This is a genomic window from Psychrobacter sp. CoH-33_TS_01, assembly GCF_058189395.1.
Genome location: NZ_JBVGQI010000011.1, coordinates 116,726 through 139,621 on the forward strand (window position 1 = coordinate 116,726; position 22,896 = coordinate 139,621).

The 22,896-nt window shown below is 45.6% G+C and carries 15 protein-coding genes and 1 pseudogene; 10 read left to right on the forward strand and 6 right to left on the reverse strand.

The genetic code is table 11. The annotated features are described in order from the left end of the window. The first annotated feature begins 23 nt into the window (after window positions 1-23). A complete protein-coding gene (locus tag ACZ2XM_RS14315) occupies window positions 24-662 on the forward strand; it encodes a TetR/AcrR family transcriptional regulator (protein WP_227676544.1) in 639 nt (212 codons plus the stop codon). Between the two features lie 3 nt (window positions 663-665). On the opposite strand, the gene ACZ2XM_RS14320 is transcribed toward ACZ2XM_RS14315, so the two are convergent. After that, window positions 666-2,150: a uracil-xanthine permease family protein gene (locus ACZ2XM_RS14320; RefSeq protein ID WP_490588787.1), complete on the reverse strand. Its 1,485-nt coding sequence runs from the start codon at window positions 2,148-2,150 to the stop codon at window positions 666-668. 960 nt (window positions 2,151-3,110) lie between these two features. On the opposite strand from ACZ2XM_RS14320, the gene ACZ2XM_RS14325 reads away from it, so the two are divergent. Beyond that, entirely contained in the window at window positions 3,111-5,198 is a 2,088-nt protein-coding gene (locus tag ACZ2XM_RS14325) for a TonB-dependent receptor domain-containing protein (protein WP_490588788.1), read from the forward strand. 310 nt (window positions 5,199-5,508) lie between these two features. Next, window positions 5,509-6,924 carry a PepSY-associated TM helix domain-containing protein gene (locus ACZ2XM_RS14330; protein WP_490588789.1) on the forward strand — a complete coding sequence of 472 codons (1,416 nt, stop codon included), beginning with the start codon at window positions 5,509-5,511 and terminating at the stop codon, window positions 6,922-6,924. Here ACZ2XM_RS14330 and ACZ2XM_RS14335 read toward each other — a convergent pair. Next, window positions 6,888-7,394, reverse strand: a complete 507-nt coding sequence (locus ACZ2XM_RS14335; RefSeq protein ID WP_490588790.1) for a DUF2799 domain-containing protein — start codon at window positions 7,392-7,394, stop codon at window positions 6,888-6,890. The genes ACZ2XM_RS14330 and ACZ2XM_RS14335 overlap by 37 nt on opposite strands. Window positions 7,395-7,739: 345 nt before the next feature. Between ACZ2XM_RS14335 and ACZ2XM_RS14340 the strand changes: the two are divergent. From ACZ2XM_RS14340 to topA, 3 genes and pseudogenes are all read left to right on the forward strand, one after another. Then, window positions 7,740-8,381: pseudogene (locus ACZ2XM_RS14340) on the forward strand (ParA family protein); the annotation flags it as partial. Between the two features lie 411 nt (window positions 8,382-8,792). Then, the gene (locus tag ACZ2XM_RS14345; protein WP_490588791.1) at window positions 8,793-9,341 is read left to right on the forward strand and encodes a hypothetical protein; all 549 of its coding nucleotides are present in this window, start codon (window positions 8,793-8,795) and stop codon (window positions 9,339-9,341) included. A gap of 454 nt (window positions 9,342-9,795) precedes the next feature. After that, entirely contained in the window at window positions 9,796-12,435 is a 2,640-nt protein-coding gene (gene topA / locus ACZ2XM_RS14350) for a type I DNA topoisomerase (protein WP_490588792.1), read from the forward strand. A 134-nt stretch (window positions 12,436-12,569) separates the two neighbouring features. Here topA and ACZ2XM_RS14355 read toward each other — a convergent pair whose 3' ends face one another. Next, a complete protein-coding gene (locus ACZ2XM_RS14355) occupies window positions 12,570-13,127 on the reverse strand; it encodes a superoxide dismutase family protein (protein WP_490588793.1) in 558 nt (185 codons plus the stop codon). 464 nt (window positions 13,128-13,591) lie between these two features. Here ACZ2XM_RS14355 and ACZ2XM_RS14360 point away from each other — a divergent pair, with 464 nt between their 5' ends. Then, window positions 13,592-14,014, forward strand: coding sequence for a hypothetical protein (locus tag ACZ2XM_RS14360; RefSeq protein ID WP_490588794.1), 423 nt, complete (start codon window positions 13,592-13,594; stop codon window positions 14,012-14,014). A gap of 228 nt (window positions 14,015-14,242) precedes the next feature. Further along, entirely contained in the window at window positions 14,243-15,205 is a 963-nt protein-coding gene (locus ACZ2XM_RS14365) for a glycine-rich domain-containing protein (protein WP_490588795.1), read from the forward strand. 135 nt (window positions 15,206-15,340) lie between these two features. Here the strand turns inward: ACZ2XM_RS14365 and lon are convergent, their stop codons facing one another. Continuing rightward, a complete protein-coding gene (lon, locus tag ACZ2XM_RS14370; protein ID WP_490588796.1) occupies window positions 15,341-17,959 on the reverse strand; it encodes an endopeptidase La in 2,619 nt (872 codons plus the stop codon). Window positions 17,960-18,429: 470 nt separating this feature from the next. Here lon and ACZ2XM_RS14375 point away from each other — a divergent pair, with 470 nt between their 5' ends. After that, window positions 18,430-19,836: a Na+/H+ antiporter family protein gene (locus ACZ2XM_RS14375; RefSeq protein ID WP_490588797.1), complete on the forward strand. Its 1,407-nt coding sequence runs from the start codon at window positions 18,430-18,432 to the stop codon at window positions 19,834-19,836. 102 nt (window positions 19,837-19,938) lie between these two features. Here ACZ2XM_RS14375 and ACZ2XM_RS14380 read toward each other — a convergent pair whose 3' ends face one another. After that, window positions 19,939-20,169: a hypothetical protein gene (locus tag ACZ2XM_RS14380; RefSeq protein WP_490588798.1), complete on the reverse strand. Its 231-nt coding sequence runs from the start codon at window positions 20,167-20,169 to the stop codon at window positions 19,939-19,941. Continuing rightward, on the reverse strand, window positions 20,166-20,831 hold the full coding sequence (locus ACZ2XM_RS14385; protein WP_490588799.1) for a 5-formyltetrahydrofolate cyclo-ligase: 666 nt from the start codon (window positions 20,829-20,831) through the stop codon (window positions 20,166-20,168). Before ACZ2XM_RS14385 ends, ACZ2XM_RS14380 begins: the two co-directional genes overlap by 4 nt. 186 nt (window positions 20,832-21,017) lie before the next feature. Between ACZ2XM_RS14385 and fumC the strand changes: the two genes are divergently transcribed. Next, on the forward strand, window positions 21,018-22,406 hold the full coding sequence (gene fumC / locus ACZ2XM_RS14390) for a class II fumarate hydratase (protein WP_490588800.1): 1,389 nt from the start codon (window positions 21,018-21,020) through the stop codon (window positions 22,404-22,406). Window positions 22,407-22,896: the final 490 nt, after the last annotated feature.

Sequence of the window (22,896 nt, forward strand, 5' to 3'; positions counted from 1 at the left end):
ATCCTCCCCAAGTGATGGCCATTATGACCGCAAATTTACCCGCGCAACATCGATCACAACAAGAGATTCGTGAACAGAACCAAGAGCTTATATTAGCAGCGGCAGAGGCTGAATTTGTGCGTCAAGGCTATAGCGGCGCTACCATGCAAGGGGTGGCCGATCGTGCCGGCTTACCCAAGGCCAATGTGCACTACTATTTTAAGAGTAAGAAAAATCTTTATAGAGCGGTTCTGACCACCATCATTGAAGAGTGGAACGAAGGGCTAGTCTCTATGACCGCAGACAGCGACCCTAAGGTGGTGATTGAGCAGTTTGTCTTAACCAAGCTCCATCAAGCCTTTGCGCACCCTACGCGGCATAAATTGTTTGCTCTAGAGGTGATTAATGGGGCACCGCACTTGCAAGACTTTATGGCGTCCACGATGAAGGAATGGGCGCTAGACAAGGCCGCAGTCATGCAGGGCTGGTATGAGCAAGGTAAGATTGCTATCGATGACCCGTTGCAGCTGCTGATTTTGATTTGGGCGACCACGCAGCGCTATGCAGAGTTTGAGGTAGAGATTGTGGGTCTATTGAATAAAGACGCCTACGATGAGTCCGATGTAAAAAGGGCAGCCAATTTCTTGGTGCCCTTTATCTTACGTGGTTGTGGTATAGAGTAGCGGTTACGACTCTTGCAGCACTTCTTGTGGCTTGCGCAGCGCTTGTGGCTTATGCAACGTCTGCTCGTACAAGCCATCGTCTAAATGCTGATCTGGCGTATCAAACTCGATGCCGTAGTTCTTAGGCAAGATGGTATCGAGTAAGATAGCGACGATACCGGCCATTGTCACAGCAGAACCAAAGACATTCTGAACCAATACCGGCGCTTGAGCCAAGACGTCAGGTACAAAGGCAATCCCCATAGCCAGACCTAAAGAGGTCGCAATGATGAGAATATTACGATGGGTGAAGTTGACGGTAGATAGGATACGAATACCCGCAGTCGCTACGGTAGCGAACATCAACAGGGTCACACCGCCCACGACAGGTTTAGGCAATTGGGTAAAGATTGAGCCGATAATGGGGAACATACCCATTAAGAATAATAGCCCTGCCACGTAAAATCCAACGTAACGACTGGCGATACCGGTCATCTGAATCACGCCATTGTTTTGGCTATAAGTCGTCACTGGGAAAGTATTAAAGATACCCGCAATCATTGAGTTCACACCATCGCCCAAAACCCCACCTTGAATACGCTTTTCGTATACTGGGCCTTTAATAGGCTCGTGGGAAATCATGGAAGTCGCGGTCAAGTCACCTGCGGTCTCGATACTGGTAATTACATACATAAAGGCGATAGGAATAAACGCCTGAAAGTCGAAGGCGAAGCCATACTTGAAAGGAATAGGCATCGTAAATAGGCTGGCTTGACCCACTTGTGAGAAGTCAATCTTCCCTAACAGTGCCGAGACAATCAGGCCAATCATAAGGCCAATAAAGATAGCGCTAGAGCGAATCACCTTATTATTAATAATACTGATCGCGACCACGATAAACAGGACGCCGCCACCGAGCATTAAGTTCTCTAAACTGCCGAAATCTTTAGCGTTCACGCCACCCGCCAAATCGGTCAGCCCGACTTTGGTCAATGACAGGCCGATGGTGACAATCACACAACCGGTGACAATAGGGTTCATCAAAGACTTTAACCGAGTAATAAAGCGGCTTAAGAATATCTCAATGAATGCGCCTAAGAAGGTCACGCCAAAGATAACTGCCAAGATTTCATCTGGGCCACCCCCTTTAACCTTGACCACCATCCCTGCGGCTAAGACCGCACTCAAAAAACCAAAACTCGTCCCTTGTAGCGCCATGAGGCCAGAGCCAATAGGGCCGACTTTGCGGGTCTGAATAAAAGTAGCCACACCCGCTACCATGAGCGACATACTGATTAAATAGGGAATTTCTGCGCCAAGTCCTAATACGCCGCCAATAATTAGCGCGGGCGTAATCACACCGACGAAGCTGGCAAGCACGTGTTGGACGGCGCCTAAAAAGGCTTTTGCTGGGGCAGGTCGGTCATGTAATCCGTAGAGTAGGTCGCTTTGCATCTCTACTTTGTCTTGTTGTTGCAGGTCAGTCTGCAATCTCGGGGGCTGGCTCATTCTGGCTCTCTCCTAAAATATAATCCTGCTGGCATCGTATGGCACTGGCATTAAGTAGGCATAACATTTGCTGTGTCGGCCTAGGGATGTCGGCAGTACAAAATCCTTTTTGTGTACAGCTATCCGTAATGTTGGTTGCGCTATAAAAATGTCGTTTTTACAAATTTGTCAGCTTGCGACAGTAGGGCAACCGCTCAATTATTACTGGTTTTATTTAGCGTTTCAGCTTAAAACCTGACTAATTGGTCAACTATCTTAGGGTATAGGGAAACAGTAAGGTAATGCAACGTTTTTTTATCTTGCTGCGTAGAATTAGAGAAAATTCGTTGAAAAATACACGCTTTTTTACTTATTAACACGGATTTTTCTTAGTAATTTTTAGTCTATCTATTTGTTAAATATAATGTTTTAGTGATTAATAGAGTGGGTTATTTACTTACATATTCACGGTATCTATTTTCTCTATTTATTAAGTAATTAATGCGAGAAATTTATGTATTTTGCTATTTATTAGCCGAGTAACTTTTTATTTTTGATAGTTATTGAGCTAAATTTATAGCCTGAATGATTTTTAAGGGAGGCCAGTTTTAGATTAGTTAGTGTGTTAATAATGTTAGGTTTATAGTTTTATCAACGTAATAAAATTTATGAGTGGTTAAGATTAATTTAACGGTTGGATGGTCAAAAAATTATCTTAAATCAAGATATCAGCGGAGAAATGATATGAAGGCGAACTTATTGTCTTATAAGAGTATTGCTATTTAGTAATCGGTTGGTTATTATGCTGCCCGTTTAGTAATGATAATTGTTATCATTACTATTATTTTTCATAATTAACATTAATTGTCTTATGAAATCTAACTGACTTCTTAATTTACCTTTGACCAATCTTTTAATAACTGCGGTGGCTTTTGATAACTGCAGTAACCATTACCGCCTGACTGAAAAAAGTGAGTAGATATGACCTCTAAAGCGATTGCCTATTATGACCAAGCTGGTTTGAACCAAGGTGTTGGTCAGACTGTCCGCGGTCTAACCATTTTAAGCCTAAGTATTGCTGCTGCTTTAATGGCGCAATCTGTAGCAGCAGCAGAGCAACCGCATGTCACGATGCAAACCATTACCGTAACGGCGAATTCATCGGCTGAGCCGACAGTGCAAGAGGGTGAGGTGGTTACGCAAGACTATACGCCCGCTCAGCAAGCTGCGCATTTGAGTGACTTTTTGGAAGTAGTACCTGGGGTATCGGTCGGTGGTACTTCAACCATTAATCAGCGCGTTCGAGTGCGTGGGCTAGACGATACCAACTTGAAAGTGACTATTGATGGGGCCCGTCAAGAAGGCGCGCTGTTTTATCACATGGGTGATGTGACTATAGATCCTGATCTACTGAAACAGACCCAAGTGTCTGTGGGTAATAACTCAGTGACGTTAGGTAATGACGCGTTAGGCGGTGCCGTGGCCTTTAAAACTGTGGATGCTGTAGATTTACTTAAACCCGGTCAAAAGATTGGCGCCAAGCTCAAGGCCAGTTATGGCAGCAATAATGATGAGCTATTAACGTCTGCCACTGTCTATGGTGCGCCTGCTGATAATGTCGACTTATTGGCTTATTATGGTCAGCGTAATGCAGAGTCTGGCGAAGATGGTAGCGGCCGTGAGCTTTTTGAAGACAGCAAAGGCGAAAATATCTTACTGAAAGCCGGGGTTCATATCGCCAATGACCATCATATTGGTGCCAACTTTAGCCGTACTGAAAAAGATGGTATTTTCCCATTCCGTCCTGATTTTCCGGCGCTAACAGATGACCCAATCCCGCAAAAGGTCAGCCGAGATACTTATAGCGTTGATTATAATTTCAACCCAGCCAGTGCGCTGATTGATGTGGATGCGACTGTCTATCAGACGGAAACAGAAATTTTACGTGATAATGCCCCTGAAGTATCTCCAGGTTATGACTGGCAAGCCAATGTAAAAACCAAGGGTGCCAAAGTCGAAAACACCAGTGTGATCGAAAGTACTGTGGGCAGCCATAGAGTGATTACAGGCGCAGAGCATTATCAAAAAGAATCTGCTATGGCTCGAGATGGTAAGCAGCTAGGCAGCGATAGCGCAAAAAATACCTCGGTATATTTAGAAGACCAATGGCAGATGGGTAAATTCAGCTTAACGCCAGGGATTCGTTATGATCGCTATGAGTCGCCAGAGTTTGTCGCTGGTGGCAAAACTTACGATAACGTAGTAGGGGCTCTAGCCGCCAGCTATGAAGTGGCACCACGTACGCAAGTCTTTGCCAGCTATACGCAATTGTTTAATGGCCCGGACTTAGGACAGGCGATTTTCAATAGTAATGGCGATGGTATTTATGTGAATAAGGACATAAAACCCGAAGAAGGCTATAACTCTGAAGTTGGTGTGGCCACTACGTTGCAGGGTTTGACCTTAGCTGATGATTCGCTGCAATTAAGTGCCAAACTCTTTAAGTCTAATATCGAAAACTTCCAGCAGTTTATCCGAGCAGGCGGCAGCCGCGTTGGTCTAGATTGTGCTACGGGTGAGTTAGGCGGTAGCTGTCAGGGTATGATTAACAGCGACGAAGACTATGAGATTAAAGGCGCTGAATTGGCGGCTAACTATAGCACCAGTAACTTTGGCATGGGCTTAAGCTACTCGCGTGCCCGTAGTGAAGGCGATAAAACGGGCGATAGCATTCCTTCAGTGAGCGGTGGTAGTGCAGATTCAGGCGATCGCTATATGCTGAATTTGAACTATGAGCCCAATGATATTATTGGTCTAGGTTGGCGCAGTACTTACGTGGCATCCATCACCGATAATAAAAACAATACCAAGCCCAACTATGATGTGCATGACGTGTATATGAACTATGCACCACGTCAGCTTGATGGGGTAACCGCCACTGTGGGCGTCTATAACCTGTTTGATGAAACTTATGCGAATCACTCGTCTCGCCTAAATGCTACTGCTGATGCTTCTACTGATTTTGATATGGGTCGTAATATTAAAGCCTCTTTAAGCTATCAGTTCTAAGCTAATCACTCTGAGCTATCAGTTCTAGGCTAGTACCTTGAGCTATCAATTCGAGGCTAGTAGCCTTAAGCTATTAGTTCTAAGCCAGTAGCCTTAATTTATCAAGCTTATGCCAGCCTCCTTTTTTGCTGTGGTTAGCCTTCATTGAATATGATGGGCTACCATAATTTAGCAGAAATAGGGGGCTGGCTTTTTAGTCGGTTACTTTTAGTTAGTTGCTTTTAGTTTGTCATTACTAAGCGGGTGTTTTCTACCCCTTTTTTATCGTCTGGCACTTTTGTAACTGCCTAACTTACCTGTGGACTTTTGAATGACCGTTAATATTCGCAGTGCTTGCCTTTGGCTACACCGTTATACCAGCTTGGGCATCGTCGTTTTTTTATTACTAGCCGGCATTACCGGTTCACTATTGGCTTTTCATGACGAGTTAGATGACCTGTTTAACCAACGTTTGGCTACAGTAGCGGTGCAAGATAGCCCCACGCTACCAATTGCCACTTTGCATGATAATGTCATTAGCAGCTATCCCGAGCAGACCTTTTCTAGTATGCCGACCGTATTAACGAGTGGTAAAGCGGCTGTGTTTATGGTCGATAGAGGGCGCGGCGGTAAGGGTAAATCGTCCGGAAAACCACAGAATAAACAGCCTCCTAAAAATAAATTTCAGGAGGTTTATGTCAATCCTTATGATGGTCAAATCATCGGGACTCGTAACAAAGACGAGTGGGCATGGCGCAATACCATGTGGAAAGTGTTTTGGTTACATCGTGACTTATTACTGGGTGATATTGGTCGGTTAATTCTAGGTATCGTTGCGCTGATTTGGACCTTGAATTGCTTTGTGGGTTTTTATTTAACCCTACCACGCAAAGTAAAAAAGACGAAAAATAAGCGCAATGGAAAACCACGCGCTTCTATTTTGAAGCGTTGGTTGCCGGCTTGGAAAATCCGCACCAAAACCAATTTTTTCAAGTTTAATTATGATTTGCATCAGGCCGCAGGATTATGGCTGTGGGGGCTATTATTCGTGATTGCTTGGTCGAGTGTCAGCTTTAATTTACCGACAGTTTATCAACCGGTTATGCAAGCGCTGACGGGATACGAGACGTGGCAGCAGCAAGCGGCTAAACAACAGGGCGTGCAAGCCAAGAAGGGCGATCTAACAACGAATCCTGAGTCTATAAAGCTGAGGGTAGGCACCGGCGTATTAAGCCAGCAGCAGGACTCGAGCTATGCGGTAACGAAGGTCAACAGTATCGCGACTTTAGGCGAGATGGCGGAGCAAGCAGCGGTAGAGAATGGCGTAGAGGTTGTACAGTTATTAGGCATGCGCTGGGTAAGCGAGGAGCAGCAATGGCAACTGCGCTTTCAGACCAATAAAGATGTGGGCACCCATGGCGGTGCGTCCTCACTGACAGTCGATGCGAAAACAGGAGAAGTAGTGAAGGTCAACTTTGGCTATCAAGCCGCATTTGGCAATAAGGCCGATCAGTGGCTTACGACCTTACATATGGGGCATCTTGGCCAAGGGCTATGGCATTTGTTATATCAGTTATTACTCGTCATTGTGGGCGTAGCGGTGGCGCTGCTGTCTATAACCGGGACTTATCTTTGGTTAAAAGGTCGTCAGCGCACGCAAAAACCGCAACGGGTACTCAAACCTGAAGCCGGCTATCTGGACCAAAAGCATTACCAACGTGGACCCCAAGGGGCGAAAGGCGAATAACCATAGCGTCCGTAGCCCCAAGGATAAGGCGAGCTGAGCATGGACATATCACGTTGGCGCAGGTAGTAATACTGCCCTTGTGAGTAGGCTTCTTCGAGCTTCTCAATGCCTTCTAGCGGGCATACCGGCTGCCAAGCGTAGCCTTCACGTCCCAATTTATAAGCGGTCAGCTCGGTACAGTAGCTTTTGAGCCCCTGTTGGCGTCCTGCTTCCCAAGCCGTTCGAGCTGGACTGCTGGCAGTGACTGTAGGGCAGGCGGCAATATATTGACCAAAGTAGGCGCCTGAGCGGCCCACCATGCCGTCTCTTTCGCCGATGTCTTGCCAATTGCCTTGCTGACATTGTTGGGTGGTGATTTTAGGGGTCGTGGCACAGCCGCCTAGCAGTAAAACACTGGCGGCTAAGCTGGTGGTTAACCCTGATTTAACTACTGTTTTAACTATTGGGGATGGCGATAATAAAGGTTGCATAGCAGACTCCAATGCTGAGACGGTCATCTGTCTTTTAGTATAGCAGTTTCCCACTATAAACTAGGTTTTAGCTACAACAAACTCCTCCTTACTAAACCATTTATAGACAAGGTAGCGTGGGTTTGATTTAAAACCGCTACCGTAAGATTGGCAGAAATTTTTTGATAATCGTCAGTAGCCCATATCTAATAGCGGCGTTTTTTGTTATTTTAATTAAGTAAACCGTTAAGCCATAACAAAGTACAAAAATAGGATAAATAGAAGCAATTTAACTTGGCATAAATAGAATAAGCCGATTAGTTTTGCGTATAAATTAGGACGGGTTAAGACTTTGAGGGTCACGTTATGAAAACAGTATTGATTGCCAATCAAAAAGGCGGCTGCGGTAAGACCTCTATCGCTGTGACGCTGGCGACAGCACTGGCCAATCAAGGCCAAACCGTGGCATTAGCGGATGCCGATCCGCAGAAATCGAGCCTAGGCTGGCTCAAACGTCGTCCAGATACTGCCGCACCGATTATTGCAGTGGACTGGCGCGAAGAAGAAGACATTGGCGATTTATCTAAAAAGGTTGCCCGCCAATTGGGCAAGCAAGACTGGCTAATTATTGATGCCCCCGGTTCTGTCAGCGCCGAGCGCGCCCAGTCGTTAATTAGTGAAGCGCAAGCTATTCTAATCCCAGTACTGCCTTCAGTTTACGATGCCGATAGCACCAAGCGTTTTTTGAAATCTATCCAAGATATCAAACGTATTCGTAAGGGCAAAGTGGAGATATATCTACTGGCCAATCGCGTGCGAGCACAAAGCAGTAGCAGTCAGCGCCTTAAACACTTCTTTGAAAATATCGGCCAGCAGCCGCTAGCTTGGCTGACGGAGCGCAGTTTCTATCCCCAATTGGCCGAGCAGGGCTTAGGGTTGTTTGATAAGACCCAAAAACCTTACCGCGATGTGCAAGTACAGTGGCAGCCGATATTGGATGCGCTGATGCCTAAAGTGGCCAGTCATTACGAAGAGACGCTCAAAGATGCTGTACTGCCGCCAGCTTTAGCAAAATTAGTAGGGGAGTCTACCCAGCATACAGCAGTGAATGACACCGCTATTAAGTCAGCAGCTACTAAAGCTAAGGCAAAAACTCACCTACCTAATAAAAAAGCAGCCGGAGATACGGCTAAAAAGACGAGCGATAAACCACCTAAAAAGAAACAAGCCTCAAATTGGTATGAATAGAATAGGTCGCTGTTAAAAGTCTAGTGCGATATTGAAGGAGTCTCTGTTAGCAAATTTGTGGTTATCGAATTCTCTATTATCCGATTCGCTGTTATCTAAATCTCTATTAGGTAAGTCGCCTAATTTCCCTAGCACGTGTTATTATCAGCGTTTTTTTTGCGAGGCACTACTATGGGCGTATGGATAGTCATTGCCATTATACTGTTTGTCCTAGGTAGCATGATGGCGCTAAAGCCTAGCGGTATAGACATGCGCCTCGATACCTTGCGCATGACGGCGCGCAAAATAGAGCTGAATCCTAAATTGGTCGCTTGCCCAGACTGGGTGGCAGGTAAAGACGGTGAGTTTGGTCGCGGTATGATTGGCCAGTATGGCGTAGTCTTAGACGGCGTTAAACTGCCGCACGCCCGCTATCAGGTCATCGAGGGTCAGTGGCGTCCTGCCACGACTAAGAGCGATGACAAGAACAGTCCGTCACTTGAGCCGCATTATGGTCTGGATAAAGTAGCGTTAGATTTACCCGCCACGATTGAGCCTTTTGTCAAAGCACTAACCACTCAAGCCAACAGTATCATCCTTTATTGGGAGGATATTGCTTACGTGCGTCCTATTACTAACCCTACTTATAGTCGTAACAGTGTCGAGCCCGATTTGCTAGTGCTCAAAGCACAGTTACTGCAGTGGGCACAGCAATTACAGCAGGCCAATAAACCCCGTTAATCACACTGCCCTTTAGCTTAACTGCTATAGCTTTTCCTCCTACTGGTTTGGTTTCATTAATAGTAGGGATAGGCTGAATAGATAGCAGGTTGCGCCTATAATTAGGTAAACTATAGCCCCTTATATAAGCGCTTAAAAATCCCTTGGCTTAAGAACCCCTGTAGTTTGGCAAAAATAAATAAGCTATTGTCGAAATAATAAGAGCACAAGTGTAGCCTGAATGGCTTGTGGTTATAGGGCAAAGCGGTTACATTATGGTCTATTTAGGGAGCTATTAAAGCTCGCTATTAGCAAATTTTGTCCCTGATTTTGCGCTGCTGTTAGCCTCTATTGTACGGCTGCTAAGCTGCATGCCCTTGATTTTTACAGTTGACAGCCCAAGTGTAAGCAGTGTAACGTCATTACCCATTCTACCTTTCATTTCAATAAATTGAACATCACGGTGTCGTCTTCCATGGCAAAAACCATAAAAAAGAAAGCTGCAACTCCCGCAACCGGTAGCGCCAAAGGCAAAGCCCTAGTGATCGTAGAGTCACCAGCCAAAGCAAAAACAATTAATAAATATTTAGGCGACGACTTTATCGTACGCTCAAGTATCGGCCATGTCCGCGACTTACCAGTGAGTGGCGCCAATAAAGCCAAGACCACAGCGAAAGATGAGACTTTATCTAAAGAAGAGAAAGCTCAGCAAGCGTTAGTCCGGCGCATGGGTGTCGACCCTGAGCACGGCTGGAAAGCGGTCTACGAAGTCCTACCGAATAAAACTAAAGTGATCAAAGAGCTAAAAGCGCTCGCCAAAGACGCTGACCAAATCTATCTCGCAACGGATATGGATAGAGAAGGGGAAGCCATCGCCTGGCATCTACGTGAGGTCATCGGCGGTGATGACAGCAAATATCAACGCGTCGTCTTTAACGAGATTACCAAGTCGGCTATTCAAAATGCCTTTAAAGAACCTGGCAAGCTCGATATCGATAGAGTCAATGCCCAACAAGCACGTCGTTTCTTAGACAGAGTTGTCGGCTTTATGGTCTCGCCATTATTGTGGCAAAAGATTGCCCGTGGTCTGTCAGCAGGTCGCGTACAGTCGGTAGCGACTCGTCTCGTGGTTGAGCGTGAGCGTGAGATTCGTGCCTTTATTCCTGAAGAATACTGGCAGATCCATGCCGATAGCCATAGCACGAATGATAAAGCCGCGCAAAACATCCGCTTAGAAGCGCTGAAGCAAGCGGGCAAGACGCTCAAACTGGTAAATAAAGAGCAGACGGATAAAGTCCTCGAAGTGCTTAAGTCGAATGACTATATTGTCAAAGCACGTGAAGAAAAGCCCACGCAGTCGCGCCCAAGTGCACCATTTATTACGTCGACCTTGCAACAAGCCGCCAGTACGCGTTTAGGATTCTCTGTTAAAAAGACTATGATTCTTGCGCAGCGTCTCTATGAAGCCGGTCATATTACTTATATGCGTACCGACTCGACGTTTTTATCAGGCGATGCTTTAGCCCGTGTGCGTAACCATATTGAAGATAACTTTGGCGCAAAATACGTGCCGGAAAAGCCCAACTTTTACGGTAATAAACAAAACGCGCAAGAAGCGCATGAGGCGATTCGTCCTTCAAACGTAGACGTAAAATCGACTCAGCTTAAAGGCGTAGAGCGCGATGCTATTCGTCTTTATGAATTGATTTGGCGTCAGTTTGTGGCTTGTCAGATGCTACCTGCGAAGTATTTATCAGTGACGCTAACCGTTGAAGCGGGTGATGTTGAGTTAAAAGCCCGTGGCCGTACTATGACCTTTGAAGGTTATACCAAGGTCATGCCACCGGCGAAGAATGATGATACTTTATTACCGGACGTTAAAGAGGGCGAGAAGCTAGCGCTAGATAAGCTCGAGCCCAGTCAGCATTTCACCAAGCCACCAGCGCGTTTTACTGAAGCGAGTCTAGTTAAAGAGCTTGAGAAAAAAGGCATTGGCCGTCCTTCGACCTATGCAGCGATTATCTCGACCATTCAAGACCGTGGTTACGTCAAGCTAGAAAATAAGCGTCTGTTTGCCGAAAAAATGGGCGATATCGTCACTGATAGACTGACGGAAAGTTTCCCAGACTTGATGGACTATGCTTTTACTGCGGGTTTAGAAGATAAGCTCGATCACGTGGCAGACGGCGATCAAGATTGGAAAGACGTGCTAGACAATTTCTACGGCGAGTTTAAGGTCAAACTTGACCATGCCAAAGATGCAGATGGTATGCGTCCAAATGACCCTACCGATGTGCCAGATGTGCATTGCGACTTATGCGAGCGTCCGATGCAGTTGCGTACTGGCTCAACCGGCGTATTCTTAGGTTGCACGGGCTATAACTTACCGCCGAAAGAGCGCTGTAAAGGCACCAAAAACTTAATGCCCGTCGAAGCCTTTGCCAACCTTGATGAAGGCGAGAGCGATGAAGTGGCAGAAGTCCGTGACCTAATGGAGAAAAAACGCTGTCCGAAATGTGATACTGCAATGGATGGCTACATCGTTGATGGCGGCCTAAAACTGCATATCTGTGGTAATAACCCAGACTGTGATGGCTATGTGCTGGAAGAAGGTAAGTTTGAAGTGCCAGGCTCAGACGCACCGACTATCGACTGTAATAAGTGCGATGGTCAGATGGCGCTCAAGACAGGACGCTTTGGCCCTTACTTCGCTTGTGATAAATGTGACAATACTCGCAAGGTGTTAAAGACTGGCGAACCTGCGCCACCGCGTATGGACCCTATCGACTTGCCAGAGTTGAAGTCGCAAAAGCATGAGGACCATTTCATCTTACGCGAAGGGGCTGCCGGTCTGTTCCTAGCGGCTTCTAAGTTTCCAAAAGTCCGTGAGACTCGTGCCCCTAAGCTGGCCGAGCTGCGTGATATCAAAGAAAAAATGGACGAGAAGTTTCAGTATCTGTTTAAGGGACCGGATGAAGATCCAGACGGTAATGCCACTATTTTACGTTGGTCACGCAAGAAAAAAGAGCAGTATATCGGTTCTGAGAATGCTAAGACCGGCAAAGCGACCCGTTGGGGTGTGTACTGGCGCAATGGCAAATGGATAGAAGAATAACGCTACCTAGACTTTTATATTAGCGCTAAAACTATTTATTTTGCAGCTTATCTTATAGTAATAAAAAAGCCCCTAAATTCAAATTAGGGGCTTTTTTTATGCTTGCTAATAAGCCTATATCTAAGGCAGTAAGCTTATTTCTTTTCGATGATACCACAAGCTACACGGTCACCTGAACCACCAGAAGGCTGAGTCATATAATCATCAGCACCGGCATGGACGACAAAGGCGCGACGATAAACACTAGTGTCACCCGCCATCGTGGCTGAAATGCCTTTTTTCACATAATTAACCGTGGCAATACCTTGCTCATTAGCGGTTAAGTTAGGTAAATCACCAGCGTGGCTAGCTGTGTCATCTGGGTTACCATGCGGTTGGTTCATAGGGTTAAAGTGACCACCGGCGGCTTTTGCCATATTGCCACAGCTGCCTGTCTCATGGATGTGCAGCGCTACCGTAGTGCCTGGCTTTAAGCCCATTAGCTTACCGTAAACCTGTACGCCTTCATCCACTGGACGTAGGAACAATTGACCGACTTCACGGTTGCTACCGTCTACAGTATTTATCACAGATTTCATAACAGGTTGATTGAGCGGATTACCCATCTTTAACTGAGCTTGTGTGCTCTGACAGCCTGATAAGGCAAGGCCTGATGCGAATAAAACAGAAGTAGCCATTAGTAATTTTTTCATTATTATCTCCAATAATCTTTATTAATTTAAAGTGATAGGCGACCTAAAATATATTAGATAACCAAACTTAAGCAAAACAAAAAAAGATAAGGGAACAGCATTTAGTTGAGCGTTCCGTTACTGAGATCTTAACGGATACCTTATCTGGTCTCGATTTTCGTTATGTTTTTAGTATAGCGACATGCCCTTAAGGTTTATTCATCAAAAGCGCAACAAAGCGTTAATATATGTAATTCATTGATAAGTGAAGTAATTGAAATAGAGAGTGGCTTAGTGGAGGCGTAACACTTGGTGGTTCCATTCAGAAAATATTCAGCAGTTGCAAGTCGTCTTTCTATTTACTAACAATCGCTTACTGGAAGATGACGAAAATGGGTAGCACGTAAAGAGTCAGAACAATAAACTAGGCGGGTCTTGAAGAAAATTATAATTAACTTATTAACTAACTTATTAGGAATCATTCTATGCGCAACTTGATGAAATTGTCTGTTTCTACTATAGCCCTAACAGGTATGATGATGTTGGGCGCAACCACAGCCTCAGCCGACACTCAAACGGGTGATCTACACTACAACGCTGATTGCGGCGTCAAAGAATTACGTATGGCTAAGGGCAGTTATAATGTCAATCGTGCTGGTGCTATCAAAGGCAGCAAGTATTGCGAGTATCAGTTCTATGCCAAAAAAGGTCAAAAAGTTAGCGCCACGTTAGTAGGTAGCGAAGACTTATACCCTATGCTCTATAGCGCTGATTCACAAGACCTGAGCAGTGATACGGTGACATTAGATAAGACCGGTGAGCATACCATTCGTGTGCTACAGCCACGCAATCAAGCTCGTGAAGGCAATACGCCGAAACCTTACTATATGACCGTTACTATTAAATAAGTTGATAGATTAAATAGGTCTATATTAGCTTTTAAAGTTAAAGTTTGAATCGAATTAGAAAGCCGAGCATTGATTGCTCGGTTTTTTTACGTTTATAGTAGGCACGTTTAAAGTAGGGAGTAGCATAAAAATTATAATTCACGCAGCTAGTAAAAATTATTGTATGGTACTAACAGAAAAAGAGAGAGATTCACTAGGTTTAAACAGACCCTAACTAAGGAGCGGTGAATGGCCGTCGATTTTACCTATCCCAAGCGCTCAAGTATGCCAGAGCCATCATCTGGTTTAAGCCGTCACTCAAATGATTCTATTAGCGCTAACCCCGATGGCCCGCAAGCACAGCTTATATTTCAGCGTGTTGCGAATCTTGAGCAATTTACTAATTTAGGGAAGCTGTCTTTAGGCCGGCTCATGCCCTATTTATTAGGGGCCATTTTTCTAATTTTTATTTTTGCAGGCAATATTGTGGTGATTGGCATTTTGCTATTGTTGATAGCTGCTATAGCCATTTGGATAATGAAACATAAACAAGGCTATAAGCAACGCCTCGACTTTATCTTATCCAACCCATTCCCGGCCGAGCTATGGCAAAGCCAGAGTCTTAAAAAGTTAAACCTATCTGTCTCTGAGCGCGCAATGGTCAATGAGGGTCTGCGAGACTTCTTTTTATTAAATGCGCTCAAACCCAAAAAGCCCCTTTGTATGCCCTCTAAATACGTCGATGAGCTGTGGCATGCGTTTATCTTAGATACTAGAAATTATCAAAAATACTGCCAATCTGCTTTTGGTAAACCGTTGCATCATATTCCTGATTACGCCTTCACTGATCGGCAACGCAACGTAAAAATGTATACTTATCAGGCTGCCTGTCAACTGCATGGTATCCATCCCGCTACTCCTGATGGCCGCGTGCCGAGGCTGTTCGGTGTGGATAGCGTGATTGGACAGAGTCTATATGGTTTAGCAGTACCATTAACCTTATGGGCACTGATTCAAGAGCTAAGCCAAAGTTACCAAGACTGGTATTTGACCGTCATTGGTGAGAAAGCCAATAATTTGGATTTAGATGTTGAGATTGATATCACTGAAGATGGTGACGCCACGTGTGGTAGTAGTGACAGTGGTGGTGGAGATAGTGGTAGTGGGGATGGTGGGAGCGGTTGTAGCAGCTGCGGTAGTGGTGGGGATTAAATCTAGATACTTTCTTATCTTTGTCTTACTTTACGACACTACGATTTGCTTTTATAAAGTCAAAACCAAAAAAACCGCCCCAATAAATGGAGCGGTTTTTTAGTGAATAAGTACAGGCTTAGGGTCAGACTAAGCTTAGCTTCTTAAAGCCTTTTTTGACTTAGTCGCATCGATAGCGACTTTAGCAGGTTTCAGCGGTTGCGGCATGGCTACCAAAGCCACTTTTAACACTTCGTCGATAGTCGCTACCGGCTGAATCGTGAGACCTGCTTTGACATTATCTGGAATCTCCTCCAAATCACGCTCATTCGATTCTGGAATCAAGACGTGCTTGATACCACCACGATGCGCCGCCAATAGCTTCTCTTTTAAGCCACCGATACGTAGAACCTTACCACGGAGCGTTACCTCACCGGTCATAGCAATATCAGAACGAATTGCGATGCCCGTCATAGCTGAGACTAAGGCTGTGGTCAGTGCAATACCTGCAGATGGACCATCTTTTGGCGTCGCGCCTTCCGGCATATGTACGTGGATATCGGTAGTTTTAAAGGTCTCGTAATCGATACCAAACTGCTCGCCACGCGCTCGAACCACGCTCATCGCAGCCCGGATAGACTCTTTCATCACATCGCCTAATGACCCGGTGAAGACCAACTCGCCTTTACCCTTCATGGTGACCGCTTCGATAGTGAGCAGCTCACCACCAACGCTGGTCCAAGCTAAACCAGTGATACGACCGATCTCAGGCTCTTGCTCAGCTAAGCCAAAGTCAAATTGATGCACGCCCAGATACTCTTGGATGTTATCTTCATTGACGGTGACCAGTTGACGCTCGGCTTTTTTAGGCGCGCGGACACCATGCGTTTCCACGGATTCGCGTACGACTTTACGGCAAATCTTATTCACTTCACGCTCAAGGTTGCGCACCCCAGCTTCACGAGTATAGCGCTGGACAATGCTATGCAAAGCTTCTGGAATAATCTCAATCTCGCCGTCTTTTAGACCATTTTGCTTGATAGCTTTTGGCACTAAATATTTCTGCGCGATATTGACCTTTTCTTCTTCGGTGTAACCCGGTAAGCGAATCACTTCCATACGGTCGAGCAGCGCTGGCGGGATGTCCATGCTATTAGCAGTACAGATAAACATCACTTGCGATAAGTCCAAGTCCATATCAAGGTAATGGTCGTTAAACTTGTCGTTCTGTGACGGGTCCAGTACTTCTAGCAAGGCTGACGCCGGGTCACCACGGAAGTCTTGTGCCATCTTATCGATTTCATCCAATAAGAAGAGTGGGTTTTTCACTTCCACTTTGGCTAAGGATTGCACGATTTTACCTGGCATAGCACCGATATAGGTACGGCGGTGACCACGAATCTCAGCTTCATCACGTACGCCGCCTAGCGCCATGCGAATAAACTTACGACCCGTCGCGCGGGCAATGGACTCACCTAGCGAGGTTTTACCCACACCTGGAGGACCTACCAGACATAGGATAGGACCACGCAATTGCTTGACGCGAGACTGTACGGCTAAGTATTCCAAGATGCGGTCTTTCACATCTTTTAGGCCATAGTGGTCTTCGTCTAGGACGTTTTTGGCTTTATCCAAGTTGATAGAAACTTTGGTCGTGGCATTCCACGGCGTGTCTAAAATCCACTCGATATAGTTACGCACGACAGACGACTCACTAGAAGCTGGCGGCATCATTTTGAGCTTTTTAAATTCTTGCTCAGCTTTTTTGCGCACGTCTTCGGGTAAGTCCGCTTCTTTCAGACGCAGCTCTAATTCACCTATATCATCTTCTGCATCAAAGGCACCGTCGCTTAGATCCGACAGTTCGTTTTTGATAGCTTTCATTTTTTCATTCAAGAAATATTCGCGTTGGTTGCTTTCCATTTGGCGACGCACGGCTTCTTGAATATCTTGCTCGATGCTTTGCTCAGCGCTTTGCTTAATCAAATAATTGGTCAAGGCATTGATATGCGCTTTTAGGTCGTCATCTTCTAAGAACGACTGTTTGACATCGAGGTCCATAGAAACGCGAGTAGAGATGAAATACACCAATTCTAATAGGTCTTCGATACGTTCAGCGACGCGGGTTAGCTCACGCGAATTGCGCAGTCTCGCTTCCGCATAGGCCTCAAATAGACCGATAAGCGCTTTACGAGTATTGGCTTGCTGCTCTTCGTCCATATCTACAGCGATATCGACACGGGTAAAGTTCGCAGTGAGCAGGTCTTCATGGTCCTGCAACTCGTCGACACGGGCACGGTACTGGCCTTCGATGAGGACTTTGATACAATTGTCATCGCTGTCATGCGGCATGGTGCTGACGATGCGGCAGACCGTACCATATTGATAAAGGTTGTCTAAATCAATGTCTTCAGTTAGCGAGTCTTTTTGCGCTACCACCAATACTTGATTGTCATATTCTGCTTGCGCTAGCTCTACGGCTTTGACCGAAGGCGCGCGACCTACAAATAGGGCGATTTGCATATGCGGATACACGACCACATCGCGTAGGGCGAGTAGGGGCAGGTGCGAGTGCTCAGGCAATCTATTATTGTCCTGATCGTCTTCGCTAGTCTCTTCTGTTGCGTCCGGCGAGTTTGGGCTATCCGACAGCTCGCTAGCGTCTACAGTTTCAGCAGTAGTATTGTCTATAGCGTTATCTACGCTGCTATCTACAGTCTCTGCTTCGCCATTACTATCTAAATTGCTATCGTAATCTAGGTCTTTATCAGTCATATATCTAATCCTATCGCAGAGTGCGCCTGCGCGCAGCTGGCTTGAAGTAGTGGATGCTTCTTTATTAAAGGTTATTTATCAAAGATTATTGGCTAAAGGTTATCAATGTACAGATTAATCAATGTGGAGGTAATTAAGGCTAGGGGTTATAGTAATAAAATTGCGCTTACCCTAGTAAATGGTGGTTTAGAATAAAATTGCAAGCTTATAGACTAATCAGATAACGATAAGTTATGACAGTTTCTATCTCAGAAGCGACATTTATCGCCGAATTCAGGAGCTAAATAGCAAGTTAAATAGACGAATAAAATCGTTATAAAAGTATCAAAAAACCTAATTTACCATACGCTTTAGTATGCCAGTGACAGATGGCGCTGAATAGAGGCAGTGAATCAGGTAGAATAGGGCGCTGTTTTTTTCTGAAATTTTGATACGACACTATTTAATACGACCTATAGGCACAGTTAATTATGATGATAAATGCGGTACTGCTAGCGGTAGTCGTGATGCTAGGGCTTTCCTTGGCGCGCGTCCACGTGGTGTTAAGTTTGCTAATAGGTGCCATCGTAGGCGGTTTAGTCGCTGGACTGGGTGTTGATGCGACCTTAGCGGCTTTCCAAGAAGGGATTAAAAACGGCGCACAGATTGCCTTATCTTATGCTTTGCTAGGGGCCTTTGCGGTAGCGATTGCTCATTCAGGTCTGCCGCAATCCTTGGCCGGATCGGTCATCAAGCGCATTGATGCCGGCGGGACCAGCGGTATGATTAAGTATATGCTGTTTGCCGGTCTGGTCATGATGAGTTGCTTTAGCCAAAACTTAATCCCTATTCATATCGCTTTTATTCCTCTATTAGTCCCGCCGTTGCTATTGGCTTTTAACCGGATGCACATTGATAGACGTCTGATAGCTTGTCTGATTACCTTTGGACTGGTCACGACCTATATGTTTATCCCCTATGGTTTTGGTGATATTTATCTTAACCAAATTATGCTGAAAAACGTCGGCGAAGCGGGTATTGATATCAGTGATATCTCCGTGGTTAAAGCGATGGCTATTCCGGCATTGGGGATGTTGGTGGGTTTAATGACGGCGATATTTATCAGTTATCGCAAACCGCGTCAGTACCACCAAGTCGCGATAGACCAAGCAGCGCATGATAGTGTTATAGAAAATGACGTTGTAGAGAATGCCAGCATAGAGCGTGGCATAGTAGCCGGAGATGCGTTAAGCAAAACAGCGGCGACTGCGCAAAAACAAAGTAAGATGAAAACTTTGGTGGCATTGGCAGCTATTGTCACAGCATTCGTAGTGCAGCTTTATACCGACTCGCTATTGTTGGGTTCAATGTTTGGCTTCGGCGTATTCATGGCGACTGGGGTAGTGAAATGGCGTGAGGCGGATACGGTCTTTAACGATGGTATTAAGCTGATGGCGATGATTGGTTTTATTATGATTACCGCGCAGGGTTTTGCGGAAGTGATGAAAGCGACCGAGCAGATTCAACCACTCGTGGATGGTGCTACTTCGTTATTTGCAGGCAATAAAGCTATTGCTGCCTTTATCATGCTATTGCTGGGCTTAATCGTGACGATGGGTATTGGTTCATCGTTCTCTACCATTCCTATTTTAGCGGCGATTTACGTGCCGTTATGTCTATCATTAGGGTTTTCACCGTTAGCAACAGTGGCTATCGTTGGTACGGCTGGCGCTTTAGGTGATGCAGGTTCGCCAGCGTCAGATTCGACTCTTGGGCCGACATCAGGTCTGAACGTGGACGGTCAGCATGATCATATTAAAGACAGTGTGATTCCGACCTTTATCCATTACAACATTCCGCTATTATTGTTTGGTTGGATTGCGGCGATGGTATTGTAGAGTAACCACTCAGGGTTAAACTCATCTCGTTGAAATAAAAAAGGTGGGGCAGTTATTAAACTGCCTCACCTTTTTTAATGGAACGTACTATTAGTCGTCGTATTAATCATCTGACTCAAAATCATTCAGCTCATTAGTCAGACCACTTAAAAAATTATCGCTCTGATCCAGCAGCTCCTGTAAGCGTTTAGGGTTCACTAGACTGGACAATTCAGCAGCGGTAAAGCTTTGGTTTTCTATTAGGGTCATGTTCTTTGCTTCAGCCGTGACGTCTTCTAAACCCAATAGGTGCTGATTTACCGCCTCAGATGAAGACTGATTATCTTTACTCATGTAAACCACCTAATGCCCGTGGGCGTAATCAGTGCATCCAGTGGCACATCCCAAGGTTGGCGAGCGAGCTGCTCAACCACTTGGAAGTCATAACACCAGCCAATAATAAGCGTTCTTTTTCGACCAGTTCGTGTCAACTTGGCTAGTGTCGTATCATAATAGCCGCCACCCATACCCATGCGATTGCCATGTAGATCCGCCGCGACTAATGGACAGAAGATAACGTCTAATTCATGCGCCCAGAGCAAATGACGATGTTGATAGTGCAGCATCCCTAAGGCATGTTGACTGGTCGGCAAGGCGCTCAGTTGAGGGCGATGAATCGGCGCAAAGCGCATGCGTTTATCACTTTTATCTAACGACCCCACTACTGGTAAATAGCCTAAGTAACCCAAACGCTGACACCATTCTAGAATAGGCTGCGTCGGTAATTCGCCAAAGTCATCATAGTAGAGTGCTATCCGCGCCTGTTTAGGCAATAAGCCATTGAGCTTATACAACTGACCACTGGCAAGAGTAGCTGCAAGTCGACGCTGCTGCTCGCTAAGTTGGCGACGCTGGCGAGTGAACTGGCGGCGAGATGGGTTGGTGACTGCTTGATTCGATAGCTTATCCGACAGCGCTGAATCACGAGGATAACTATTAGTTATGGAGTTGCTCATATTGCCCTTAGAATCCTGCGCTGCTTAAGAGTAGAGATGCTTTTAGTCACGAAAATAACCTGACCCTGTAAGAAATTCGTCATCAGTCATGCTATCATAATCGGGTCAAAAATTCGCAGTAGGCGCCTCAATAACGTTTTTATTGCACACATATATTATTTATGGCCATTCATAACAGGAGACAGTATGTCAACCCGTACCGAAAAAGACACCATGGGCAATGTAGAAGTACCTTCAGAGGCCTATTGGGGCGCGCAAACGCAGCGCAGCCGTGAGAACTTCAAGATTGGTGGTGAGACTTTACCGCGCCCAATGATTGAAGCAATGGCGCTAGTCAAAAAAGCGGCAGCCATCACTAACGCCAGCCTAGGCCGTATCGAAGAAGCTCAGCGCGACCTTATCGTGCAAGCGGCTGACGAAGTTATCAATGGCGGTCTTACCGACCAGTTCCCGCTAGTTGTATGGCAGACGGGTTCAGGCACGCAGTCGAACATGAACATGAACGAAGTGTTGGCGAACCGTGCCAATGAAATCGCGGGTAACGAACGTGGTAGCTATCAGCCTATCCACCCGAACGACCATGTCAACCATGCACAATCGACCAACGACAGCTTCCCAACGGCTATCCGTGTGGCTGCTGCTCGTCAAATCAACAGCTTATTGATTCCTGCCGTTAAAGCCTTACGCGATACTTTGGATCAAAAAGCTAAAGAATTCGATAGCATCGTAAAAATTGGTCGTACGCATTTACAAGACGCTACGCCTTTGACTTTAGGTCAAGAGTTCAGCGGTTATGTTAGCCAACTAGACCATGCTTTAGTGCGTATCGATAATGCGCTACAAGGTCTGTATGAGTTGCCACTAGGTGGTACTGCGGTGGGTACTGGTCTAAACGCCCATCCTGATTACGCTGTGAAAGCTGCTGAGCAATTGTCTGAGTTGTCAGGTTTACCGTTTGTGACGGCCCCGAATAAATTTGAAGCCCTAGCAGCTCGTGATGCGGAAGTTTATGCTTCAGGCGCATTGAAAACGCTAGCGGCTAGCTTAAATAAAATCGCTAACGACGTGCGTTGGTTAGCTTCAGGCCCACGTTGTGGTTTGGGTGAGTTAGAGATTCCTGAAAATGAGCCAGGCTCTTCTATCATGCCAGGTAAAGTGAACCCAACTCAGTCTGAAGCGATGACTATGGTTGTGGCGCAGGTCATGGGTAACGACACTACGATCAGCCTAGCGGGTGCCTCTGGTAACTTCGAGCTCAACGTATTTAAGCCTGTGATCGCTTTCAATCTATTGCAATCTATCCAATTATTGGGTGACGCTTGCAACAGCTTCAATGATAACTGTGCTGTAGGTATCAAACCTGTTAAAGATAAAATCGATCATTTCTTACATAACTCTTTGATGCTAGTCACTGCGTTAAACCGTCATGTAGGCTATGAAAACGCTGCGAAAATCGCTAAGACTGCTTATAAAGAAAACAAAACTTTGAAGCAAGTTGCGGTCGAGCTTGAGCTATTGACTGAAGCTCAGTTTGACGAATGGGTAATCCCTGCTGATATGGTTCATCCTAAATAAGACGAGAAGGCTGATTTTTTAAATTGGTTTTCTAATTGTCTGAATTGAAAATGCCCCGCTATTAAATAGTGGGGCATTTTTTATGGGTGGTGTGAGTGGCAGCCCACGGAATGTATATATAGACCAAATAGCGCTTGTAGGCTGGCGCTTTAGCCCAGCAGACTTATCAAAATAATAGAAAAGTAGCGTGGGGTACAACCCAAGGAAATCCTATGCTAAATAGGTAGCTCTTGTAGGGTGCGGCCTCCGCACCAATTAACATAGCGATTTAAATGGTGCGCTGGGCGCACCCTACCAATCAAAATAACGCCACACGATATTTGCAACTTGTGTAGCGTGGGTCATGACCCACGGAATGTATATATGAACCAAATAGCTGTTGTAGGCTGGCGCTTTAGCCCAGCAGACTTAGCAAAATAATAGAAAAGTAGCGTGGGGTACAACCCAAGGAAATCCTATGCTAAATAGGTAGCTCTTGTAGGGTGCGGCC